At 72.4% G+C, this 18,531-nt stretch carries 20 protein-coding genes; 8 read left to right on the forward strand and 12 right to left on the reverse strand.

The features are described 5' to 3' along the window. Positions 1–141: 141 nt before the first annotated feature. Entirely contained in the window at positions 142–1,824 is a 1,683-nt protein-coding gene (gene leuA, locus FXF60_RS07065) for a 2-isopropylmalate synthase (RefSeq protein WP_151525009.1), read from the forward strand. A 161-nt stretch (positions 1,825–1,985) separates the two neighbouring features. Here the strand turns inward: leuA and FXF60_RS07070 are convergent, their stop codons facing one another. Beyond that, complete coding sequence (locus FXF60_RS07070) at positions 1,986–2,444, reverse strand: VOC family protein (protein ID WP_151524890.1); 459 nt, start codon at positions 2,442–2,444, stop codon at positions 1,986–1,988. A gap of 90 nt (positions 2,445–2,534) precedes the next feature. Between FXF60_RS07070 and FXF60_RS07075 the strand changes: the two genes are divergently transcribed. Next, positions 2,535–2,999 (forward strand): Fur family transcriptional regulator, encoded by a 465-nt coding sequence (locus FXF60_RS07075; RefSeq protein WP_151524892.1) that lies wholly within the window; start codon positions 2,535–2,537, stop codon positions 2,997–2,999. Here FXF60_RS07075 and FXF60_RS07080 read toward each other — a convergent pair. Genes FXF60_RS07080 through glmS form a run of 3 tightly spaced genes read right to left on the reverse strand, consistent with a single transcriptional unit; the run spans position 2,977 to position 6,765 of the window. Beyond that, entirely contained in the window at positions 2,977–4,491 is a 1,515-nt protein-coding gene (locus FXF60_RS07080; RefSeq protein WP_151524894.1) for an NAD(P)H-hydrate dehydratase, read from the reverse strand. The two genes, FXF60_RS07075 and FXF60_RS07080, sit on opposite strands and share 23 nt — an antisense overlap. Position 4,492: 1 nt before the next feature. Continuing rightward, the gene (locus FXF60_RS07085; RefSeq protein WP_151524896.1) at positions 4,493–4,870 is read right to left on the reverse strand and encodes a holo-ACP synthase; all 378 of its coding nucleotides are present in this window, start codon (positions 4,868–4,870) and stop codon (positions 4,493–4,495) included. Positions 4,871–4,905: 35 nt separating this feature from the next. Then, positions 4,906–6,765, reverse strand: coding sequence for a glutamine--fructose-6-phosphate transaminase (isomerizing) (gene glmS / locus FXF60_RS07090; protein WP_151524898.1), 1,860 nt, complete (start codon positions 6,763–6,765; stop codon positions 4,906–4,908). Positions 6,766–6,873: 108 nt separating this feature from the next. On the opposite strand from glmS, the gene coaA reads away from it, so the two are divergent. Next, positions 6,874–7,830, forward strand: coding sequence for a type I pantothenate kinase (gene coaA / locus FXF60_RS07095; protein WP_151524900.1), 957 nt, complete (start codon positions 6,874–6,876; stop codon positions 7,828–7,830). Between the two features lie 97 nt (positions 7,831–7,927). Here the strand turns inward: coaA and FXF60_RS07100 are convergent, their stop codons facing one another. The 4 genes from FXF60_RS07100 to FXF60_RS07115 all read right to left on the reverse strand — a co-directional run bounded on the left by FXF60_RS07100 (position 7,928) and on the right by FXF60_RS07115 (position 12,199). Then, on the reverse strand, positions 7,928–8,728 hold the full coding sequence (locus FXF60_RS07100; RefSeq protein WP_151524902.1) for a DUF1206 domain-containing protein: 801 nt from the start codon (positions 8,726–8,728) through the stop codon (positions 7,928–7,930). Positions 8,729–8,799: 71 nt separating this feature from the next. Then, complete coding sequence (locus FXF60_RS07105; protein WP_238335745.1) at positions 8,800–9,720, reverse strand: aggregation-promoting factor C-terminal-like domain-containing protein; 921 nt, start codon at positions 9,718–9,720, stop codon at positions 8,800–8,802. Positions 9,721–9,954: 234 nt separating this feature from the next. Next, on the reverse strand, positions 9,955–11,331 hold the full coding sequence (phoH2, locus tag FXF60_RS07110; protein ID WP_238335746.1) for an RNA 5'-3' helicase PhoH2: 1,377 nt from the start codon (positions 11,329–11,331) through the stop codon (positions 9,955–9,957). Positions 11,332–11,434: 103 nt separating this feature from the next. After that, positions 11,435–12,199 carry an isoprenyl transferase gene (locus tag FXF60_RS07115; RefSeq protein ID WP_151524904.1) on the reverse strand — a complete coding sequence of 255 codons (765 nt, stop codon included), beginning with the start codon at positions 12,197–12,199 and terminating at the stop codon, positions 11,435–11,437. Positions 12,200–12,314: 115 nt separating this feature from the next. Between FXF60_RS07115 and trhA the strand changes: the two genes are divergently transcribed. Then, entirely contained in the window at positions 12,315–13,025 is a 711-nt protein-coding gene (gene trhA / locus FXF60_RS07120; protein ID WP_151524906.1) for a PAQR family membrane homeostasis protein TrhA, read from the forward strand. Positions 13,026–13,031: 6 nt separating this feature from the next. Here the strand turns inward: trhA and FXF60_RS07125 are convergent, their stop codons facing one another. Together FXF60_RS07125 and mca are read right to left on the reverse strand one after the other, a co-directional pair. Further along, positions 13,032–13,238, reverse strand: coding sequence for a hypothetical protein (locus FXF60_RS07125; protein ID WP_151524908.1), 207 nt, complete (start codon positions 13,236–13,238; stop codon positions 13,032–13,034). Beyond that, positions 13,235–14,293: a mycothiol conjugate amidase Mca gene (gene mca, locus FXF60_RS07130; RefSeq protein ID WP_151524910.1), complete on the reverse strand. Its 1,059-nt coding sequence runs from the start codon at positions 14,291–14,293 to the stop codon at positions 13,235–13,237. The genes FXF60_RS07125 and mca overlap by 4 nt, the downstream gene beginning before the upstream one ends. Positions 14,294–14,420: 127 nt before the next feature. Between mca and FXF60_RS07135 the strand changes: the two genes are divergently transcribed. Then, complete coding sequence (locus FXF60_RS07135) at positions 14,421–14,888, forward strand: DUF4307 domain-containing protein (RefSeq protein WP_151524912.1); 468 nt, start codon at positions 14,421–14,423, stop codon at positions 14,886–14,888. A gap of 48 nt (positions 14,889–14,936) precedes the next feature. Here the strand turns inward: FXF60_RS07135 and greA are convergent, their stop codons facing one another. Both greA and FXF60_RS07145 read right to left on the reverse strand, forming a co-directional pair. Next, complete coding sequence (greA, locus tag FXF60_RS07140) at positions 14,937–15,428, reverse strand: transcription elongation factor GreA (RefSeq protein WP_151524914.1); 492 nt, start codon at positions 15,426–15,428, stop codon at positions 14,937–14,939. 193 nt (positions 15,429–15,621) lie between these two features. Further along, the gene (locus tag FXF60_RS07145) at positions 15,622–15,912 is read right to left on the reverse strand and encodes a hypothetical protein (protein WP_151524916.1); all 291 of its coding nucleotides are present in this window, start codon (positions 15,910–15,912) and stop codon (positions 15,622–15,624) included. Positions 15,913–15,987: 75 nt separating this feature from the next. Between FXF60_RS07145 and msrA the strand changes: the two genes are divergently transcribed. From msrA to FXF60_RS07160, 3 genes are all read left to right on the forward strand, one after another. After that, positions 15,988–16,659 (forward strand): peptide-methionine (S)-S-oxide reductase MsrA, encoded by a 672-nt coding sequence (msrA, locus tag FXF60_RS07150; RefSeq protein WP_151524918.1) that lies wholly within the window; start codon positions 15,988–15,990, stop codon positions 16,657–16,659. A gap of 100 nt (positions 16,660–16,759) precedes the next feature. Continuing rightward, on the forward strand, positions 16,760–17,611 hold the full coding sequence (locus FXF60_RS07155; protein ID WP_151524920.1) for a CDP-alcohol phosphatidyltransferase family protein: 852 nt from the start codon (positions 16,760–16,762) through the stop codon (positions 17,609–17,611). Then, a complete protein-coding gene (locus tag FXF60_RS07160) occupies positions 17,608–18,495 on the forward strand; it encodes a glycosyltransferase family 2 protein (RefSeq protein ID WP_151524922.1) in 888 nt (295 codons plus the stop codon). Before FXF60_RS07155 ends, FXF60_RS07160 begins: the two co-directional genes overlap by 4 nt. Positions 18,496–18,531 lie beyond the last annotated feature (36 nt).

Below are 18,531 nucleotides of genomic sequence, written 5' to 3' on the forward strand. Positions count from 1 at the left end.
ACCTCTTAGGTCCGGCCCTCGCTGCGGAGTCGCTGCTGCCACGGACACCAGCCACCAGCCCAGCGAGGAGAACGACTCGTGAGCGTGACCATCCCCCACCAGTCCGCCGTGCACCATCCCAACCCCCAGCAGCCCAGCGGCATGCCGATCGACAGGTACGCCCCCTTCCCGGCGATCGACCTGCCGGACCGCACCTGGCCCACCCGCACCGTCACCGAGGCACCGCGCTGGTGCGCCGTGGACCTGCGTGACGGCAACCAGGCCCTCATCGACCCGATGACCCCAGACCGCAAGCGCCGGATGTTCGAGCTCCTCGTCCGGATGGGCTACAAGGAGATCGAGGTGGGCTTCCCCGCCGCGAGCCAGACCGACTTCGACTTCGTCCGGATGCTCATCGAGGAGGACCTCATCCCGGACGACGTCGTGATCCAGGTCCTGACCCAGGCCCGGGAGCACCTCATCGAGCGCACCTACGAGGCCATCTCCGGGGCCAGGCAGGCGATCGTCCACCTCTACAACTCGACCTCCACCCTGCAGCGGCGGGTCGTCTTCGGGGCGAGCGAGGACGAGATCGTCGACATCGCCGTCCGCGGCGCGCGCGCCTGCAAGAAGTACGAGGAGCAGCTGCCCCCCGGCACGGAGGTCTTCTACGAGTACTCCCCCGAGTCCTACACCGGCACCGAGCTGGAGTTCGCCGCCCGCATCTGCAACGCGGTGATGGAGGTCTTCGTGCCGACCGCCGAGGCGCCGGTCATCATCAACCTGCCGGCGACCGTGGAGATGGCCACCCCCAACGTGTATGCCGACTCCATCGAGTGGATGGGACGACACCTCGACCACCGCGAGCACGTGGTGCTGTCGCTGCACCCGCACAACGACCGCGGGACCGGGGTGGCGGCGGCCGAGCTCGGCTACCTCGCCGGTGCGGACCGGATCGAGGGCTGCCTCTTCGGCAACGGCGAGCGCACCGGCAACGTCTGCCTGGTGACCCTGGGGATGAACCTCTTCAGCCAGGGCGTGGACCCGATGATCGACTTCTCCGACATCGACGACATCCGGCGCACGGTCGAGCACTGCAACCAGCTGCCGGTGCCGGAGCGCCACCCCTACGGCGGGGACCTGGTCTTCACCGCCTTCTCCGGCAGCCACCAGGACGCCATCAAGAAGGGGCTGGAGGCGATGGAGCGGGACGCCGCCGCCGACGGCACCCCGGTGGACCGGTTCCGCTGGGAGGTGCCCTACCTGCCGGTGGACCCCAGGGACATCGGCCGCAGCTACGAGGCCGTGATCCGCGTCAACAGCCAGTCGGGCAAGGGTGGCGTGGCCTACGTCATGAAGACCGAGCGCAAGCTCGACCTGCCGCGTCGGCTGCAGATCGAGTTCAGCCAGGCGGTGCAACGGCACACCGACTCCGAGGGTGGCGAGATGACCCCGACCCAGATCTGGGAGTCGTTCCAGCACGAGTACCTCGAGCAGGACGGCCCCGTCGTGCTGCACGACTTCACCAGCTCGCACGTCGAGGGTGACGTCGACGACGTCCGGATGGAGGCCAGCCTCACCGTCGACGGGCAGGAGCAGCGGGTGACCGGCCGCGGCAACGGTCCGATCTCGGCCTTCGTCGATGGGCTCAACGAGCTCGGCATCGACATCCGGGTCCTGGACTACGCCGAGCACGCCCTGTCCGCGGGCGAGGACGCGCTCGCCGCCGCCTACGTCGAGTGCGCCGTGCAGGGTCAGGTCAGGTGGGGCGTGGGGATCAACTCCTCGACCGTGCGCGCCTCCCTGCACGCCGTCTGCAGCGCGCTCAACCGGCCGCAGCCCTAGCGCCTCGGCCCAGCTCGGCGCGTCGGTCCAGGTGCCGAGCTGTCAGAGGCGCTGTCTGCACGAATTCGACCTCTGGAATCGTCGCCATGGCAGCGATTCCCACGGTCGAATTCCGGTGACGGGCCGGATCGCCCTGCCGCGGACGCTCAGCCTGGACGCTCTCAGCCGCGACCGTCGCCGAGGACGGTGCGACCGTCCTCGGTGACCGTCCAGAACGGGTTGTGCGCGATCTCCCACACGTGGCCGTCGGGATCGGTGAAGACGCCGGAGTAGCCGCCCCAGAAGCGCGTGCTGGGCGCCCGCAGCACGACCGCTCCGGCCGCCTCGGCATCCTTCATCTGGTCGTCGACATCGGCCGTGCTGGGCAGGTTGACCCCGAGGACCTTGCCGCCCCAGGCGTCCCCGCTCCCCGGGGTGTCGTCGGTGTCCGTGTCGATGTCGATGCCGGAGTCGACGGCCAGTGCCGCCCGCTCCCACAGCGCCACGACCATCCCCCCGGCCTGGAAGAAGGCGATGTGCTCCGGCGACGGACCAGGGGTCCAGCCCAGGTCCTGGTAGAACGCACGGGCACGCTCGAGGTCGCTCACACCCAGGGTCACGAGGGACAGCCGCTGATCCATGCCGCTCAACCTAGCAAGGCGGCACGTGAGGTCCGCGGGGGCCGCAGTCCCCTGCCGACGGCGCACACGCCTGTCGGGCACACTGGACCGGTGCGGCAGGAGGAATTGGTGGGCCGGGCCCTGGCCATGGTCCGGGAGAGCGGTGGCCGGGTGACCCGACCCCGCGAGCACATCCTGCGCACCGTGGTGCACCTGGGCGGGCACCCGACCGCGGCGCAGATCCACGCCGCGCTGGGCGGCGAGGGAGCACCGCACCTGTCCACGACCTACCGCGCCCTGGAGAGCCTGTGCGCCATCGGGGCGCTGAGCCATGTCCACGTGGATCACGGGGAGCCGGGCTTCCACCTCTCCGCGCAGGTGACGGGGAGCCCGCACGTGCACGCGGCGTGCTCGACCTGCGCCACGGTGATCGACCTCCCGGCCGAGGTGGTGGAGCCGGTGGCCGACTACCTCCGTGACAACGGCTTCGAACCGCGCCTGGGCCACTCGGCGCTCTCGGTCAGATGCCCCCGCTGCGTCGGCGAGCCCGCCGTCACCGACCCAGCAGCTCGCTGACCACGCCCGGGATCGCCCGCGCCACCGCGCTGGCCCGGACCGGCCCTCCCGGGTTCGCCCGGTGGCCCGCCAGGCCGTGGACGAGCGCGCCGAGCGAGGCCGCCTCCCGCGGCTCGACACCGGCCGCCATCAGCGCGCCGCACAGGCCCGCCAGGACATCGCCCGACCCGGCGGTCGCGAGCCACGTCGGAGCATCGGCCTGGGTGCGGACGGGCACCTGCGGGTCGGGGTCGGCGATCACCGTGGTGGCCCCCTTGAGCAGCACCACCGCTCCGGTGGTGCGCGCCGCCCGCCGGGCGTGCCGGACCGGGTCGGCCTCGACCTGCTCGCGGGTCACCTGCTCCTGGCGCAGCTCGGTCAGCAGCCCGGCCAGCTCCCCGGCGTGCGGTGTGAGCAGCGTCGGCGCCTCGCAGCGGAGGTGCCCCGTGCGCTGCCACTGCGCCAGGAGCTGCAGCGCGCCCGCGTCCACCACCAGCGGCACCTCGCTGGCCAGCGCCTGGCGGAACCACTGGATCTGCCGCCGGTCGGCCGTCTCCCCGTCCTGGAGGGGGACGCCGGGGCCCATCACCATGGCCTGGATCCTCCCCTGCCCGGGCACCACCTCGGGCGAGGACGCCAGCACGAGGTCCCGCACCGGGTCCGGTCCGAGATAGCGCACCATCCCGACACCCGCCTCCAGCGCAGCGGTGGTGCACAGCACCGCTGCACCGGGGTAGTCGACGCTCCCCGCGATGACCCCGAGCACCCCACGGCGGTACTTGTCGTCGGAGGCCGCGGGCACCGGCCACCTCCCGATGACGTCCTCCGGCTGCAGCCGCTCGACGGCGGGCGTCGCAGCCACCTCCACCCCGATGTCCACGCGGGTCAGCCTGCCGACGGCCACCTCGGTCTGCGGCAGCAGGTGCACCGGCTTCAGCACGCCGAAGGTCACCGTCTCGTCGGCGTAGAGCGCCGTGACGCCGTCCTCGGCCCCCAGCGGCTGCTCCCCGGTGGGGTCCGCCCCGCTGGGGAGGTCGACGCTGAGCAGGTATGCCGTGTCCGGCACCATCGCGGCGACGTCGCTCATGGCGCCCGTCAGCCCGGCCCGCCCACCGATCCCGAGCAACCCGTCGACGACCAGCTGTGCGGCGCCGAGCCGGTCGCGCACCACCTCCGGCACCTCGTCCGCGTCGGGGACCAGCCGGTGGACCCGCACCCCCGACTCGCCGCAGGAGGCCAGTCCGGTGGCGTGCAGCTCGCGCGCCACCCCCACGACCTCGACCACGAGCTGCTGCTCCGAGGCCAGCAGCGCGGCGGCGTGCAGCGCGTCACCGCCGTTGTCGCCCGGCCCGGCCAGCACGACGACCCGCTCCAGCTGCCGCTCCCGGCACCTCTCGACCACCACCTCGGCCAGTCCGCCCGCGGCCCGACGCATCAGCTCGCCGTCGGGCACCCCGGCACGGACCTGCTCCTCGGCCTCGCGGACGTCGGCGATGGCATACGCCTGGTGCATGTCAGTCTCCCTCGACCTCGTCGGACGGACCCGCCTCGGCGATCACCACGGCCGACGCGACGCCGGCGTCGTGGGACAGCGAGACGTGCAGATGGCGCACGCCGAGCGCCTCGGCGCGGTCCCGGACGGTCCCCTGGATCCGCAGGTGCGGCCGCCCGCTCTCGTCCCGCTCCACCCACGCATCGGTCCAGCGCAGCCCTACAGGTGCACCCAGCGCCTTGGCCAGCGCCTCCTTGGCGGCGAAGCGGGCCGCCATCGACTCCGGGCGCAGCCCCAGCTCCTCGGTGGTGAACAGGCGCTCGCCGAGCCGGGCGTTGGCCTCGATCCGGGCGGCGAAGCGCGCGATGTCGACGACGTCGATCCCCACCCCGACGATCACCGGACCGCGCCCTCGTGCATGCGTCTGCCCTCGCCCTACTCGACCGTGACCGACTTCGCCAGGTTGCGCGGCTGGTCCACGTCCAGGCCCTTGGCGGTCGACAGGTGCAGGGCGAAGACCTGCAGCGGGACGACCGTCAGCAGCGGGGCCAGGAGCGGCGAGGTCTTAGGGACCCGGATGACCTCGTCGGCGAAGGGGACGACGTCCTCGTCGCCCTCCTCGGCGATGACGAGGGTGCGGGCGCCCCGGGCGCGGATCTCCTGGATGTTGGAGACGATCTTGCCGTGCAACCCGTGCTCGCTGTCGGGCGAGGGCACGACGATGAAGACCGGCTGCCCGGGCTCGATCAGGGCGATCGGGCCGTGCTTGAGCTCCCCCGCGGCGAATCCCTCGGCGTGGATGTAGGCGAGCTCCTTGAGCTTGAGCGCACCCTCCATCGCGATCGGGTAGCCGACGTGCCGGCCGAGGAAGAGCACCGAGCGGGAGTCGGCCATGAAGTAGGCGATCTCCTGCACCCGGTCCATGGTGCCCAGCAGCTGCTCGATCTTGTCCGGTATGCCGTGCAGCTCGGCCATGACCTCCGCGGCGCTGCGCCCGTAGGACTCGCCGCGCAGGGAGGTGAGGTAGAGACCGAGCACGTAGGAGGCCGTGATCTGGGCGAGGAAGGCCTTGGTCGAGGCGACCGCGATCTCGGGGCCGGCGTGCGTGTAGAGGACGGCGTCGGACTCGCGGGGGATGGTCGAGCCGTGGGTGTTGCAGATGGAGACGGTCTTGGCGCCCAGCTCCTTGGCGTGCCGCACCGCCATCAGGGTGTCCATCGTCTCGCCGGACTGGGAGATCGACACCACCAGGGTGCGGGAGTCGATGACCGGGTCGCGGTAGCGGAACTCGTGCGCCAGCTCGACCTCCACCGGGATCCGGGTCCACCGCTCGATGGCGTACTTGGCCACCATCCCGGCGTACGAGGCAGTGCCGCAGGCCACGATGACGATCTTGTCCACCGCCCGGAGCTCCTCGACCGGGATGTGCAGCTCGTCCAGCATGAGGTTGCCCTCGGCGTCCGTGCGCCCGAGGAGGGTGTCGGCGACGGCGTGCGGCTGGTCGTGGATCTCCTTCTCCATGAAGGTGTCGTAGCCACCCTTCTCGGCGGCAGCGGCGTCCCAGGTCACCTCGTAGGCCTTGCCGTCGCTGGGCGAGCCGTCGAAGTTGATGACGGTGTAGCTGTCCGGGGTGATCGTCACGATCTGGTCCTGACCGAGCTCCAGCGCCTGGCGGGTGTGGCCGATGAAGGCCGCCACGTCCGAGCCGAGGTAGTTCTCCCCCTCCCCGAGCCCCACGACCAGAGGGCTGTTGCGGCGGGCACCGACCACCACGTCGCGCTGGTCCGCGTGGACGGCCAGCAGGGTGAACGCCCCGTCGAGGGTGCCGACCACCTCGCGCATCGCCTCGGTCAGGTCACCGTGCCGGCCGAAGGCCTGCTCGACGAGGTGGGCGACCACCTCGGTGTCGGTCTCGGAGGTGAAGGCGACGCCCTCCTCCAGCAGCCCGCTCTTGAGGGCGTGGAAGTTCTCGATGATCCCGTTGTGCACCAGGGCGAGCTTGCCCGCGTTCCCGCCGCGGTGCGGGTGGGCGTTGGCGTCGGTCGGGCCGCCGTGGGTGGCCCACCGGGTGTGCCCGATCGCGGTCGCCGTCTCCGGGAGCGGTGCGTCGGCCAGGGCCTGCTCCAGGTTGCTCAGCTTGCCGGCCCGCTTGCGCGTCTGCACGGCACCCTCCTCGACCACGGCGATCCCCGCCGAGTCGTAGCCGCGGTACTCCAGCCGGCCCAGCCCCTCCATCACGACACCCAGCGCCTTGTCGCTGGTCACGGGACCGACATAGCCGACGATTCCACACATGGGGACAAGACTACGTGGGCGCCGGACCGACCTCGAACCCTGCGGCCGCGGCACGCCGCGCGGGTGCACGCGTGGCCGCCCTGCCGCCGCGCTTGGCACAATGCCCGCATGGGATCCCACGGCAACGCCGCCATCCCCTCTCCCTACGTGGAGCTGGACCGCGGCGACTGGGCACGGCTGCGCGAAGAGCACCCGATGGAGCTGGACGCCGCCGACGTCGAACGGCTGCGAGGCCTCGGGGAGCGGCTGGACATCGCCGAGGTCGAGCAGGTCTACCTGCCGATCAGCCGACTGCTCTCCTTCTACGAGCGGGCGACCGGGCGGCTGCACCAGGTGACCAGCGACTTCCTCGACGAGGGTCACGAGCGCACCCCCTTCGTCATCGGCGTGGCCGGCTCGGTCGCCGTCGGGAAGTCCACCACGGCGCGCATCCTCCGCGAGCTGATCTCGCGCTGGGAGGGGGCGCCGAAGGTCGACCTGGTCACGACGGACGGGTTCCTCTTCCCGAACGAGGTGCTGGAGCGACGTCACCTGATGCCGCGCAAGGGGTTCCCCGAGTCCTACGACCGGCGGGCGCTGCTGCGCTTCGTGAGCGAGGTCAAGGCGGGCAAGGCCGAGGTGCGGGCGCCGGTCTACAGCCACCTCGTCTACGACATCGTCCCGGACGAGCACATCGTGGTGCAGCGACCGGACGTGCTCATCGTCGAGGGTCTGAACGTGCTGCAACCACCGCGCTCCCAGGAGAAGGGCGGGGCCGGGCTCGCCGTCAGCGACTTCTTCGACTTCTCCGTCTACGTCGACGCCCACGTCGGCGACATCAAGCGGTGGTACGTCGACCGCTTCCTCGAGCTGCGGCAGACCGCCTTCGCCGACCCCGAGTCCCACTTCCACCGGTATGCCTCGCTCACCGACGACGCGGCCGTCGACATCGCCGGCAACATCTGGGACACCATCAACGCCCCGAACCTGGTCGAGAACATCCTGCCCACCCGCAGCAGGGCCACCCTCGTGCTGCTCAAGGGCGCCGACCACAGCGTCGACCGCGTCCGGCTGCGCCGCCTCTGAGCGAGGCCATGCACCGTCGGACGTGCACCACAGGCATACCTCTCGCGCAACGGCGGCGAGCAGCGCCGTGGTGCACGTCGCTGCTCACACCCGGCGCTCAGTCCATCCGGGCATACCGGGCGCGGGCGAAGCTGTAGAGGCCGTAGAGCGCCAGGCCGACCGCGACGACGAGCAGGAGCACGGTGCCGAAGGGCTGGCCGGCGAGGGCCTTCAGGGCACCGTCCATGCCCTGCGCCTCGTCCGGGTCGGCCTGCCACGCCGCGAGGCCGAAGAGTGAGCCGACGACCACCAGCGCCAGGCCTTTCGCCGCATACCCGACCGTCCCGGCCACCTTCACCCACCGCGCGAGCTCTCCGCGCACGCCGCCGGACAGGTCGTCGAGGAAGGTCTGGGCCAGACCCTTGTAGACGTGGTAGACGGCGACACCGATGACGGCGAGAGCCACGACGCCGACCAGGATCCGCCCGCCGGGCACCTCCATCAGCCGCCCGGTGACGTCGGCGCTGGACTCCTGTCCGCCGGAGCTGCCACCGCCGGTGGCGAACCGGCTCGAGATCACCCCCAGCGCGGCATACAGCACCCCCTTGCCGACCGCCTTCACCCGGTCCCCGGCACCGCCGCCGCCGAGCAGCCCGTCCAGCAGCTGGAACAGGGCGAGCGCGAGGAACCCGACCACGCAGACCCACAGCAGGACCGGGCCCGCGGGGGCCTCGCGCACCGTCGCGATCGCGCCGCTGGTGTCCGCCTCGCCCCCGCTGCCGAACGCCACCCGTCCCGCGATCCATCCGAGGACGAGGTGGATCAGCCCGCTGGCGGCGAAGCCCACACGGGCGAGTCTCTCGAGCCACGGGTGGTCGGCGACCTGGCGGGCGCCCTCGCCCCGGATGTCGGTGCTCACGGCCGAAAGTGTGACAAACCCCCGGCCGCGACGCGACCGGGGGTGATGTCAGGTATGCCGAAGGGCTCGGCTCAGTACCAGTTCACGGCCTGGGAGTGGGCCCAGGCGGCGCACGGCGAGCCGTAGCGGCCGGAGATGTATCCGAGGCCCCACTGGATCTGGGTGGCAGGGTTGGTCTGCCAGTCCGCCCCGGCGGAGGCCATCTTGCTGCCGGGCAGGGACTGCGGGATGCCGTAGGCGCCCGAGCTCGGGTTCATCGCCGTGTGGTTCCAGCCGGACTCCTTCTGCCACAGCGAGTCCAGGCAGCCCCACTGGTCCATCCCCCAGCCGTAGCTGCCCAGCATCGACTGCGCGATGGAGCGGGAGTCGCCGGAGTAGACCGGCTGCGCGGCCGGCTCGGGCTGCGGCTGCACCGCCTGGCGCGCCTGGTCACGGGAGGCGGCCTGCTCCTGCTCGGCGGCGCGCTCGGCAGCGGCCTGCTCGGCGGCCGCGGCGTCGGCGGCAGCCTGCTCGGCGGCTGCGGCGTCGGCGGCAGCCTGCTCGGCGGCGGCCCGCTCGGCGGCTTCCCGGGCGGCCTTCTCGGCCTCGGCGCGACGCTTCTCGGCACGCTCCTGGGCGACCGCGTCGGCGGCGTCCTGGACGGTGGAGAGGCTGCGGTCACGCATCCCCGTCGACAGGCCCAGCGCAGCGGCCTGGTCCTCGCGCATCTGCCGCACCTCGGCGAACATGCCGGAGGACTCGTTCGCGGCAGCGTCGCTGAGGGCGGCGACGGCGTCGGCGGCGACGGTCGGCGAGAACTGGCCGACCGAGGCGCGCAGCGCCTCGTTCGGCGCGTCCGCCTGCGGGGCGCCGGAGCCGGCGGTGGCGGCGTAGGTGGCCAGGCCGAGGGAACCCGCGGCGATCGAGGCGGTGACCGCCATGGCGGCGGGGCTCATCCGGCGGCCGCGCGCGTGGCGGGCCTGCTGGTCATCGGTCGTGGGGGCAGGGCTCATGGGACAGATCTTCCTCACTCGGATGGCACGCCGCGTCTCGCTGACGGTGCGGGGTCCTCGTGAGGGACGGTCCAGGGAGACGAGGAGCCGCGCGGCGTTACCGAAATGTGATGTAACGGTTCCACGGTGCCGGGCAGAGCGGCCCTACGTCAAACCCAGAGCGGCAGACGTGGCGAAGGTCACACCATGCTGAGACGCGTGTGACAGGAGGGACTGTATCTCACGTCCCAGCAGTCACAGGAGTGTGTCCGGCCCCTCCAGCATCTCCGTCACCAACGCAGCGATCGGGCTCCGCTCGCTGCGGTGAAGCGTGACGTGGGCGAAGAGGGGATGACCCTTCAGGGCCTCGATCACGGCCGCCACGCCGTCGTGCCTGCCGACCCGCAGGTTGTCCCGCTGCGCCACGTCGTGGGTGAGGACCACCCGCGAGCTCTGACCGATGCGCGACAGCACGGTGAGGAGCACGTTGCGCTCCAGGCTCTGCGCCTCGTCGACGATGACGAAGGCGTCGTGCAACGACCGCCCGCGGATGTGGGTCAGCGGCAGCACCTCGAGCATGTCCCGGTCCAGGATCTCCTCGACGACCTCCTTGGAGACCACCGCGCCCAGGGTGTCGAAGACCGCCTGGGCCCACGGCCCCATCTTGTCGTTCTCGCTCCCGGGGAGGTAGCCGAGCTCCTGCCCGCCGACGGCGTAGAGGGGCCGGAAGACGATGACCTTGCGGTGCTGCCGCCGCTCCATCACGGCCTCGAGGCCGGCGCACAGCGCCAGCGCGCTCTTGCCGGTGCCGGCGCGCCCACCGAGGCTGATGATCCCCACGTCCGGGTCCAGCAGCAGGTCGAGCGCGATGCGCTGCTCCGCCGAGCGGCCGTGCAGACCGAAGGCGTCCCGGTCCCCACGCACGAGCTTGATGGACCCGTCGGGCGACACGCGACCGAGCGCACTGCCGGACGCGCCCAGGACGGTGAGCCCGGTGTGCGTGCGCAGCTCGGCGGCACCAGGGTGCTCGAGCCGCCCGCTGTCGTAGAGCTCGCGCATCTGCTCGTCGTCGACCTCGATCTCCGACATGCCGGTCCAGCCGCTGTCCACCGCGAGCTCGGCGCGGTACTCCTCCGCGTCCAGGCCCACCGCGGAGGCCTTGACGCGCATCGGCAGGTCCTTGCTGACGACGGTCACGTCGTGGCCCTCGCCCGAGAGGTTGGCCGCCACCGCGAGGATCCGGCTGTCGTTGTCGGCGAGGCGGAATCCGGCCGGGAGCGCCGTCGGGTCCGTGTGGTTGAGCTCGACGCGCACGCTGCCACCGGCACCACCGACGGGCACCGGCTCGCTGAGCGTGCCGTGCGCCACCCGCATGTCGTCCAGCATCCGGAGCGCCTGGCGGGCGAAGTAGCCCAGCTCGGGGTGGTGCCGCTTGGCCTCGAGCTCGGTGATGACCACGACCGGGAGGACCACCTCGTGCTCCGCGAAGCGCAGCAGCGCCCGAGGGTCGGACAGCAGCACCGAGGTGTCCAGGACATACGTCTTGCGGCCGGTCTCCGGCAGCGCGCCGAAGGGCGTGACGTCGGTGTCGTCCAGCAGGTCGGTGGTCGAGACGGTGCGGCTCTCACTCATGCTGACTCCCAGGGTGACACGCGTCGGAGCCCGGCTGCCCCGCGCCTGCATCGACGGTATGCCGCGCGTCGCCCCGGCGACGGCTGGCCGGGCGGCGTGTCGCTCAGCTGCCGAACCTGCGCTCCCGCTCGGCATAGGCACGGAGGGCGCGCAGGAAGTCCACCTTGCGGAAGTCGGGCCAGAAGGCCTCGCAGAAGTAGAACTCGCTGTGCGCGCTCTGCCACAGCAGGAAGCCGCCGAGCCGCTGCTCGCCCGAGGTCCGGATGACCAGGTCCGGGTCCGGGAGACCCCGGGTGTAGAGGTGGCCGGCGATGTCCTCGACCGTGACCGTGCTGGCCACCTCGTCCAGGGTGGATCCGGCCGCGGCGGCGTCGCGCAGCAGCGACCGCACGGCGTCGGCGATCTCGCGCCGGCCGCCGTAGCCGATGGCCACGTTGACGACCATGGCGTCGACCTCGTCCGTCAGGGCGGCGGCCTCGGTGAGGCGGGTGGCCGTCGGCTCCGGGAGCAGGTCCAGCGCCCCCACCACGCGCACCCGCCACCGGCCGGTGGCGGCCAGCTGCTCCACCACACCCTCGATGATGGCGAGCAACGGCTCCAGCTCCCCGGCCGCCCGGTTCAGGTTGTCGGTCGACAGCAGCCACAGCGTGACCACCTCGACCCGCGCCTCCTCGCACCAGCCCAGGAACGGCGCGATGTTCTCCGCACCCGCTCGGTGACCGTCCGCGGTCTCCGCGCCCCGCAGCCGGGCCCACCTCCGGTTGCCGTCGAGCATCACCCCGATGTGCCGGGGCAGGCGCTCCGTGGGCAGGTGCCGGCGCAGGGAGGAGTTGTAGGCCCGATAGACCAGGTCCCGCGGCGTCGGCATGGTTTCCAACCTACCGGCCCCGGCTGGACGGCTGCTGCGACCCCGGGGCCGCAGTGCGGCCCCCAGAGCAACCTACGGTTTCGTAACCTACGGTTGCGTAAGTTAGGCTGGGAGCATGTCGAGCACAGCCGAGCAGCACCAGGACCGTGGCGCCGTGGGGTCGCTCGTCGACCAGGTCAAACCGCACCTGCGCGGGTGGCTGCACCTCGGGATGGTGCCGGTCGCCGTGGCCTCCGGGGCACTGCTCGTGGCCCTGGCTACTCCCTCGTCCGCGTCGGCGGGCGTGGCGGCGCTGGTCTTCGCGATCACCGCCGTCCTCCTCTTCGGGACCTCCGCCCTCTACCACCGCGGGCGGTGGAGCCCGCGGGTGGCCCGCGTCCTCAAGCGGTGGGACCACGCCAACATCTTCCTCATCATCGCCGGCACCTACACCCCCTTCGCGGTGCTGCTGCTCCCCCCCGGACAGACCCGCCTGCTGCTCTGGGTGGTCTGGTCCGGCGCGCTCGCCGGAGTGCTGTTCCGGGTGTTCTGGATCGGTGCACCACGATGGCTCTACACCGGTGTCTACATCGCCCTGGGCTGGGTGGCGATCTTCTTCCTGGTCCCGATGTGGCGCAGCGGGGGCCCGGTGATCGTCGGGCTCATCGGCCTGGGCGGCCTCTGCTACACCCTGGGGGCGGTGGTCTACGCCCTCCGCCGGCCCAACCCCTCACCGCGCTGGTTCGGCTTCCACGAGGTCTTCCACGCCTTCACCATCGCCGCCTTCGCCGCCCACTGGCTGGCGGCATACCTCAGCCTGACCACGGGCGACGTCCCGGCGGCCTGACCTCCGTCAGCCGATGGGGTCGGTCTCGTCGCCGCCGGTGTCGTCGTCCTGACCGGTCCGCCGCTCCTCCCGCAGCCGCGCCTCCTCGGCCAGGCGCATCCGCCGCAGCCGGCGCGTGAGGTCGCGGCCGAGGAACCACACCGCCAGGGCTAGCCCGAAGAGCACGAGGAAGCCGCCGAGGCCGGCGGTGATCTCGACCCCGGTCTGGTTCACTGCTCGTGCCCTTCCTCACGCCGCACGTCGTCCACCCCGTCACCGTCGGCGTCGTCGTCGGTCCCGGTCTCGTCCTCGGGCTCCAGCGGCGGCAGCGGGGGCTCGCCCACGTGGTCCAGGACCAGGGCTCCCAACGCGTCCCGGGCGTGGACCTTCCGGCCCAGGGCCTCGAGGTCGTCGACCTCGAGCTCCCGCAGCCCGGCGAACAGGTCGTCCTCGGGCAGGTCGACGGGGACCAGGGACCGGGCCAGCTCGTAGTCCTCCACCGGCCAGACCTGCTGCTGGATCTCCAGCGGCACGCGGAACCACGGCCCGTCCGGGTCCACCTGGGTCGCGTGCGCCCGCAGCGCGTCGTCCCGCACGGAGAAGTGGTCGCCGCACGGCACCCGGGTCGTGAGGACCCGACGCGGCCGACGGGTCAGGTGCGCCCGCCAGTCGGCGAAGGGCGGTTCGTGCCCGGCGGCCACCATCGCGTCGTCCAGCCGGACCATCCGCTCCGGGTCCCAGCCGGTGTAGTACACCTTGACCGGCTGCCAGGGCTCGCCCGCGTGCGGGTAGGCCTCCGGGTCGCCGGCGGCCTCGAAGGCCGCCATCGTCACGGTGTGCGTCATGACGTGGTCAGGGTGCGGGTAGCCGCCGTTCTCGTCATAGGTGATGAGGACGTGCGGCCGGAACTCCCGGATGACCCGGACCAGTGCCTCGGCCGTGACCTCGACCGGCTCCAGCGCGAAGCACCCCTCCGGCAGGGGCGGCAGCGGGTCGCCCTCCGGCAGACCGCTGTCGACGAAGCCGAGCCAGGTGTGGCTCACACCCAGGATCTGCGCCGCGCGGGCCATCTCGTCCCGCCGGACCTGGGCGATGTCCCGGACGATGTGCGGGTCGTCCTTGAGCTTCTCGTTGAGGACGTCGCCCCGCTCCCCGCCGGTGCACGAGACCACGCGCACGTCGACGCCCTGCGCCACGTAGTGGGCGGTCGTCGCCGCCCCCTTGCTGGACTCGTCGTCGGGATGGGCGTGCACCGCCATGAGGCGCAACCCGTGGCCCGTGCTGGCCATCGCCGTTCCTTCCGCGTCGGTGCCGGCCCGGGTCGGCGTCACGGCCGACCGGCGCGTGCCGGACAATGGTGATGGTGCCGCTGACGGCACCCGTCCATCCTCTCACCCGCACGGAAGGCGACGACACGTGACCGCCCGCAGCGCCGATCCCGATCGCCCGGAGCCCGCCGGCCGCAGCCGGGTGGACTGGGACGCCGTGGAGGAGCAGGCGGAGGCCGCGGAGCGGGCCCGGCACGGGCAGCGCCGCTGGTGGGTCATCGGCGTCGTCGCCGTCGTGGCCATGAGCCTGGTGGCCGTCGTCTGGGGCCTCTCCGCGACGCGCGGGCGGGTCCACTGGGTCGACACCGGGTTCCAGGTGGTCTCCGACGCCCGGGTGGACGTCCGCTTCGACCTGCGCCGGGACCCGCAGCGTGCGGTCGTCTGCCGGTTGGAGGCCCAGGCCGCCTCGCACGTGGTGGTGGGTCGCACCGAGGCGGAGATCGGCCCGGCCCAGTCCTCCCCCAGCCGGCACGTGGCCGGCGTCAGCACCGCGTCGCCGGCGATCACCGGCTACGTCGACGAGTGCTGGTATGCGGACGAGGCGCCCCGCCAGTGATGACGGGACGCCTCGTCGGTGGCCCGGTGAGCCGGGCCGGGTGCTCGGTCAGGGCTGGTAGGGCGTGGCCTGGACGATCTTGACCTCGACGGTCTTGCCGTTGGGGGCCTCGTAGCTCACCGTCTCGCCCGCCTTGGCGCCCAGCAGCGCTGAGCCCAGCGGCGACTGCTCGCTGTAGACGTCCAGGTCGCTGTCGTCGTCGATGATCTCGCGCGACCCCAGCAGGAAGGTCTCGGTGTCGCCGAACATCTCGACGGTGACGACCGTCCCCTGCTGCACCACGCCCTCCTCGGCGGGAGCGGCGCCGACGACCGCCGTCTGCAGCAGGTGCTCGAGCTGGCGGATGCGGGCCTCCATCTTGCCCTGCTCCTCCTTGGCCGCGTGGTAGCCGCCGTTCTCCTTGAGGTCACCCTCCTCGCGGGCGGCCTCGATGCGCTTGCTGATCTCCGAGCGCCCCTCGCCCTTGAGCTGGGTCAGCTCGGCCTGCAGGCGGTCGAAGGCCTCCTGCGTCAGGTAGCTGGCTGCTGCGGTCTCAGTCACTGCTTTCTCCTCGTGTGGTCTCGCGTGGCCTGCGGCGTCGAGCCGCGGCCGGCGATCGTGCGCCGGGTGCCGCCCTCGCGGCTCGCCCCAAACACAAGGTCCGGGCCACCTCTGAGGCCCGGACCGTGGATCGACCGCCCAGTCTAGCCCGCCAACGGCCGCGAGTCGACCCTGTCGACCCGTGGTGGACCCGTCACAGCGTCCTCACCAGCACCGCGACGACCAGCCAGATCCCGCCCACAGCCGCGACCACCCCGCCGCGGAGCACCCGGCGCCGGGCCTCGAGCAGCGCACGCCGGTGCTGCTCCGGGTCCGCGCCGAAGCCCTCCTGCGACCCGATGTCAGCGGTGCCGGGTGGTCCGCCGAAGCCACCCCGCAGCCGCATGGCCTCACGGTGCGCCGCCCGGCCGGAGAGCAGCAGCCCGCCCCCCACGAGGATGAGCACGAGCGGGATCACGATGAGGACCCAGTCAGCCGCCGTCATGCACCGCAAGGTGCCACACGTCGGGGAGGGCCGCCACCCCTGGCCGGCCGGCAGGCCGGGTGGGACAATGGTGCGATGCGACACGACGCCCCGCTCCCCGGCCGCGCCACACCCCTGCCCGGCATCCCGGAACGCCACGCCGTCCTCGACACGTCGCTGCACGGGCCGTGGCCCGAGGGCACCGAGGTGATGACGGTGGCGATGGGCTGCTTCTGGGGCGCGGAGCGCATCTTCTGGCAGAGTCCCGGGGTGGTGACCACCGCCGCGGGCTACCAGGGAGGCAGCACGCCCAACCCCACCTACCGCGAGGTCTGCACGGGTCGCACGGGGCACACCGAGGCCGTGCTCGTCGCCTACGACCGTCGCGCCACCGACCCCGAGACCCTGCTCAAGGCGTTCTGGGAGAACCACGACCCGACCACGGCGAACCGGCAGGGCAACGACATCGGGACGCAGTACCGCTCGGCGATCTACTGGACGACCGAGGAGCAGGAGCGCGCCGCCCGGGCGACGGCGCAGGCCTTCGGCGAGGTGCTCAGGGCCGGCGGGCACGGCCCGGTCGTCACCGAGCTCCGTCCGGCCTCGGAGGCCGGCCCGTTCTACTACGCCGAGGACGAGCACCAGCAGTACCTCCACAAGAACCCGTGGGGCTACTGCAACCACGGCCCGAACGGCTACACCTGCCCCGTCGGCCTGGTGCCGCAGGACCAGCTGCCGGCGCAGAGCTCGGTCGCACCCCCGGACTGAGCCACCACCGCCGCGGGCTGGAACCGCAGCGTCCACCCAGGGTTGACCCTTTAGACTCCTCCTGTTCAGCAGACCCGGGTCCTGCGACGAGAGGTGGTCCATGGCTGACCCGTCGGCCGCCACCGGCCCCCGGCCCGCACGGCCCTCGCTGGCTCAGGTGCGCGCGGTGGCCCAGCCACCCGAGATCCTGGCCAGGGGCAACGCGGAGCACTGGACCGGAGACCTCTACCTGCGGCGGCTCTCGCCGCACCTGACCCGGCTCCTCATCCCCACTCCGGTGACCGCCAACGGCGTGACCTGGTTGATGATGGTGGCCGGGTGGGCGGCGGCCGGTGCGCTGCTCGTCCCCGGGCTGTGGGGCGCCCTGGCCGGTGCGCTGCTGGCCCAGCTGCAGATGCTGCTGGACTGCTCGGACGGCGAGGTCGCGCGGTGGAAGGGCATGTCCGGCCCGGTCGGCATCTTCCTGGACAAGGTGGGGCACTACACCGTCGAGGGGGCGATCGCGCTCGCGCTGGGCCTGCGGGCGGCCGGAGTGGTCGGCGGGCAGGAGCAGGACGCCGCGACGATCTGGAGGTATGCCTTCCTCGGGGCGGCGCTGGCTGCCGGGCTGCTGCTCAACAAGGCGCTGAACGAGATGGTGCACGCCTCCCGGGCGGCCGCCGGGATGGGTCGCCTCCCGGACACGGCGGAGGCGCGCGCCGTGCCCGCGACCAGCCTGCTGGGCGTCCTGCGCCGGGCGGCCCGCCTGCTGCCCTTCCACCGGATCTTCCACTCGATCGAGATGACCCTGCTCACCCTGGTGGTGGCGGTGCTCGGGGCGCTGGCCGGGGACGACCTCGCGGCCGCCCGGTGGCAGGTGCTCGCGATGGCGGTGCTCATCGTGCCCGTCACCCTGGGTCACCTGGCCGCGATCCTCGCCTCACCACGGCTCCGGGCGGGAGCGGGCCGATGAGCCGCCCCAGCTTCGGTGTCGTGGTGCTCACCCAGGGCCGCCGGCCCGAGGAGCTGCAGCGAGGGCTGGACTCGCTGCAGCGGCAGCGGGACGTGGATCTGGACATCGTCGTGGTCGGGAACGCGTGGAACCCCACCGGGCTGCCGGAGCGGGTCAAGACCCTCGCCCTCCCGACCAACATCGGCATCCCGGCCGGGCGGAACGCCGGCGTGCCGCACGTCGAGGGGGAGTTCCTCTTCTTCCTCGACGACGACGCCTGGCTGATCGACGACGACGTGCTGCTGCGCACCGGGGAGTACCTGCGGGACCACCCCGACGTCGGCCTGGTCCAACCGTTGATCGAGGACCCGGACGTGAGCGAGGGCGGGCACCCCGGCCGCTGGATCCCCCGGCTCGGGGCGCGCCAGCGGCACACCGAGGCCGACGTCTTCAGCGTGGTCGAGATGACCGTCGCTCTGCGCCGTGAGGCCTTCGAGGCGGCCGGCGGGTGGCCCGGGATCTTCTTCTACGCCCACGAGGGGATCGAGCTCGCCTGGCGGGTGTGGGCCGCCGGCTTCCGGGTCCGCTACGTCCCCTCGCTGCGCACCGGCCACCCCGTGATCGACCCTCGCCGGCACTCCGACTACTACTTCAAGAACGCCCGCAACCGGGTCTGGCTCGCGCGACGCAACCTACCCACGCCCCTGGACCTGGCCTACGTGGGCACCTGGACGGGCATCCAGCTGGTGCGCTGGTCGGCGCAGCGGGACGGGCTGGCGTCGTGGTGGTCGGGCTGGCTGCACGGCTGGCGCGCCGACCCCTTCGAGCCGGGCGAGGACCGGTCCCGCCTGAGCTGGCGGGCCGTGGGTCGGATGGCCCGCCACGGGCGCCTCCTGATCATCTAGGCCGGCGACGCCACCGCGGGTAGGGTGGCCGGGCCC

Source organism: Serinicoccus kebangsaanensis, from assembly GCF_008919445.1.
Classification (GTDB): Bacteria; Actinomycetota; Actinomycetes; order Actinomycetales; family Dermatophilaceae; genus Ornithinicoccus; species Ornithinicoccus kebangsaanensis.

Bases quoted from the DNA above. Each gene is read 5' to 3' on its own strand.
- leuA (WP_151525009.1), top strand. From the start codon at position 142: ATGCCGATCGACAGGTACGCCCCCTTCCCGGCGATCGACCTGCCGGAC.
- FXF60_RS07070 (WP_151524890.1), bottom strand. From the start codon at position 2,444: ATGGATCAGCGGCTGTCCCTCGTGACCCTGGGTGTGAGCGACCTCGAG.
- FXF60_RS07080 (WP_151524894.1), bottom strand. From the start codon at position 4,491: ATGCACCAGGCGTATGCCATCGCCGACGTCCGCGAGGCCGAGGAGCAG.
- glmS (WP_151524898.1), bottom strand. From the start codon at position 6,765: ATGTGTGGAATCGTCGGCTATGTCGGTCCCGTGACCAGCGACAAGGCG.
- coaA (WP_151524900.1), top strand. From the start codon at position 6,874: ATGGGATCCCACGGCAACGCCGCCATCCCCTCTCCCTACGTGGAGCTG.
- FXF60_RS07105 (WP_238335745.1), bottom strand. From the start codon at position 9,720: ATGAGCCCTGCCCCCACGACCGATGACCAGCAGGCCCGCCACGCGCGC.
- phoH2 (WP_238335746.1), bottom strand. From the start codon at position 11,331: ATGAGTGAGAGCCGCACCGTCTCGACCACCGACCTGCTGGACGACACC.
- FXF60_RS07115 (WP_151524904.1), bottom strand. From the start codon at position 12,199: ATGCCGACGCCGCGGGACCTGGTCTATCGGGCCTACAACTCCTCCCTG.
- trhA (WP_151524906.1), top strand. From the start codon at position 12,315: ATGTCGAGCACAGCCGAGCAGCACCAGGACCGTGGCGCCGTGGGGTCG.
- mca (WP_151524910.1), bottom strand. From the start codon at position 14,293: ATGGCCAGCACGGGCCACGGGTTGCGCCTCATGGCGGTGCACGCCCAT.
- FXF60_RS07145 (WP_151524916.1), bottom strand. From the start codon at position 15,912: ATGACGGCGGCTGACTGGGTCCTCATCGTGATCCCGCTCGTGCTCATC.
- msrA (WP_151524918.1), top strand. From the start codon at position 15,988: ATGCGACACGACGCCCCGCTCCCCGGCCGCGCCACACCCCTGCCCGGC.
- FXF60_RS07155 (WP_151524920.1), top strand. From the start codon at position 16,760: ATGGCTGACCCGTCGGCCGCCACCGGCCCCCGGCCCGCACGGCCCTCG.
- FXF60_RS07160 (WP_151524922.1), top strand. From the start codon at position 17,608: ATGAGCCGCCCCAGCTTCGGTGTCGTGGTGCTCACCCAGGGCCGCCGG.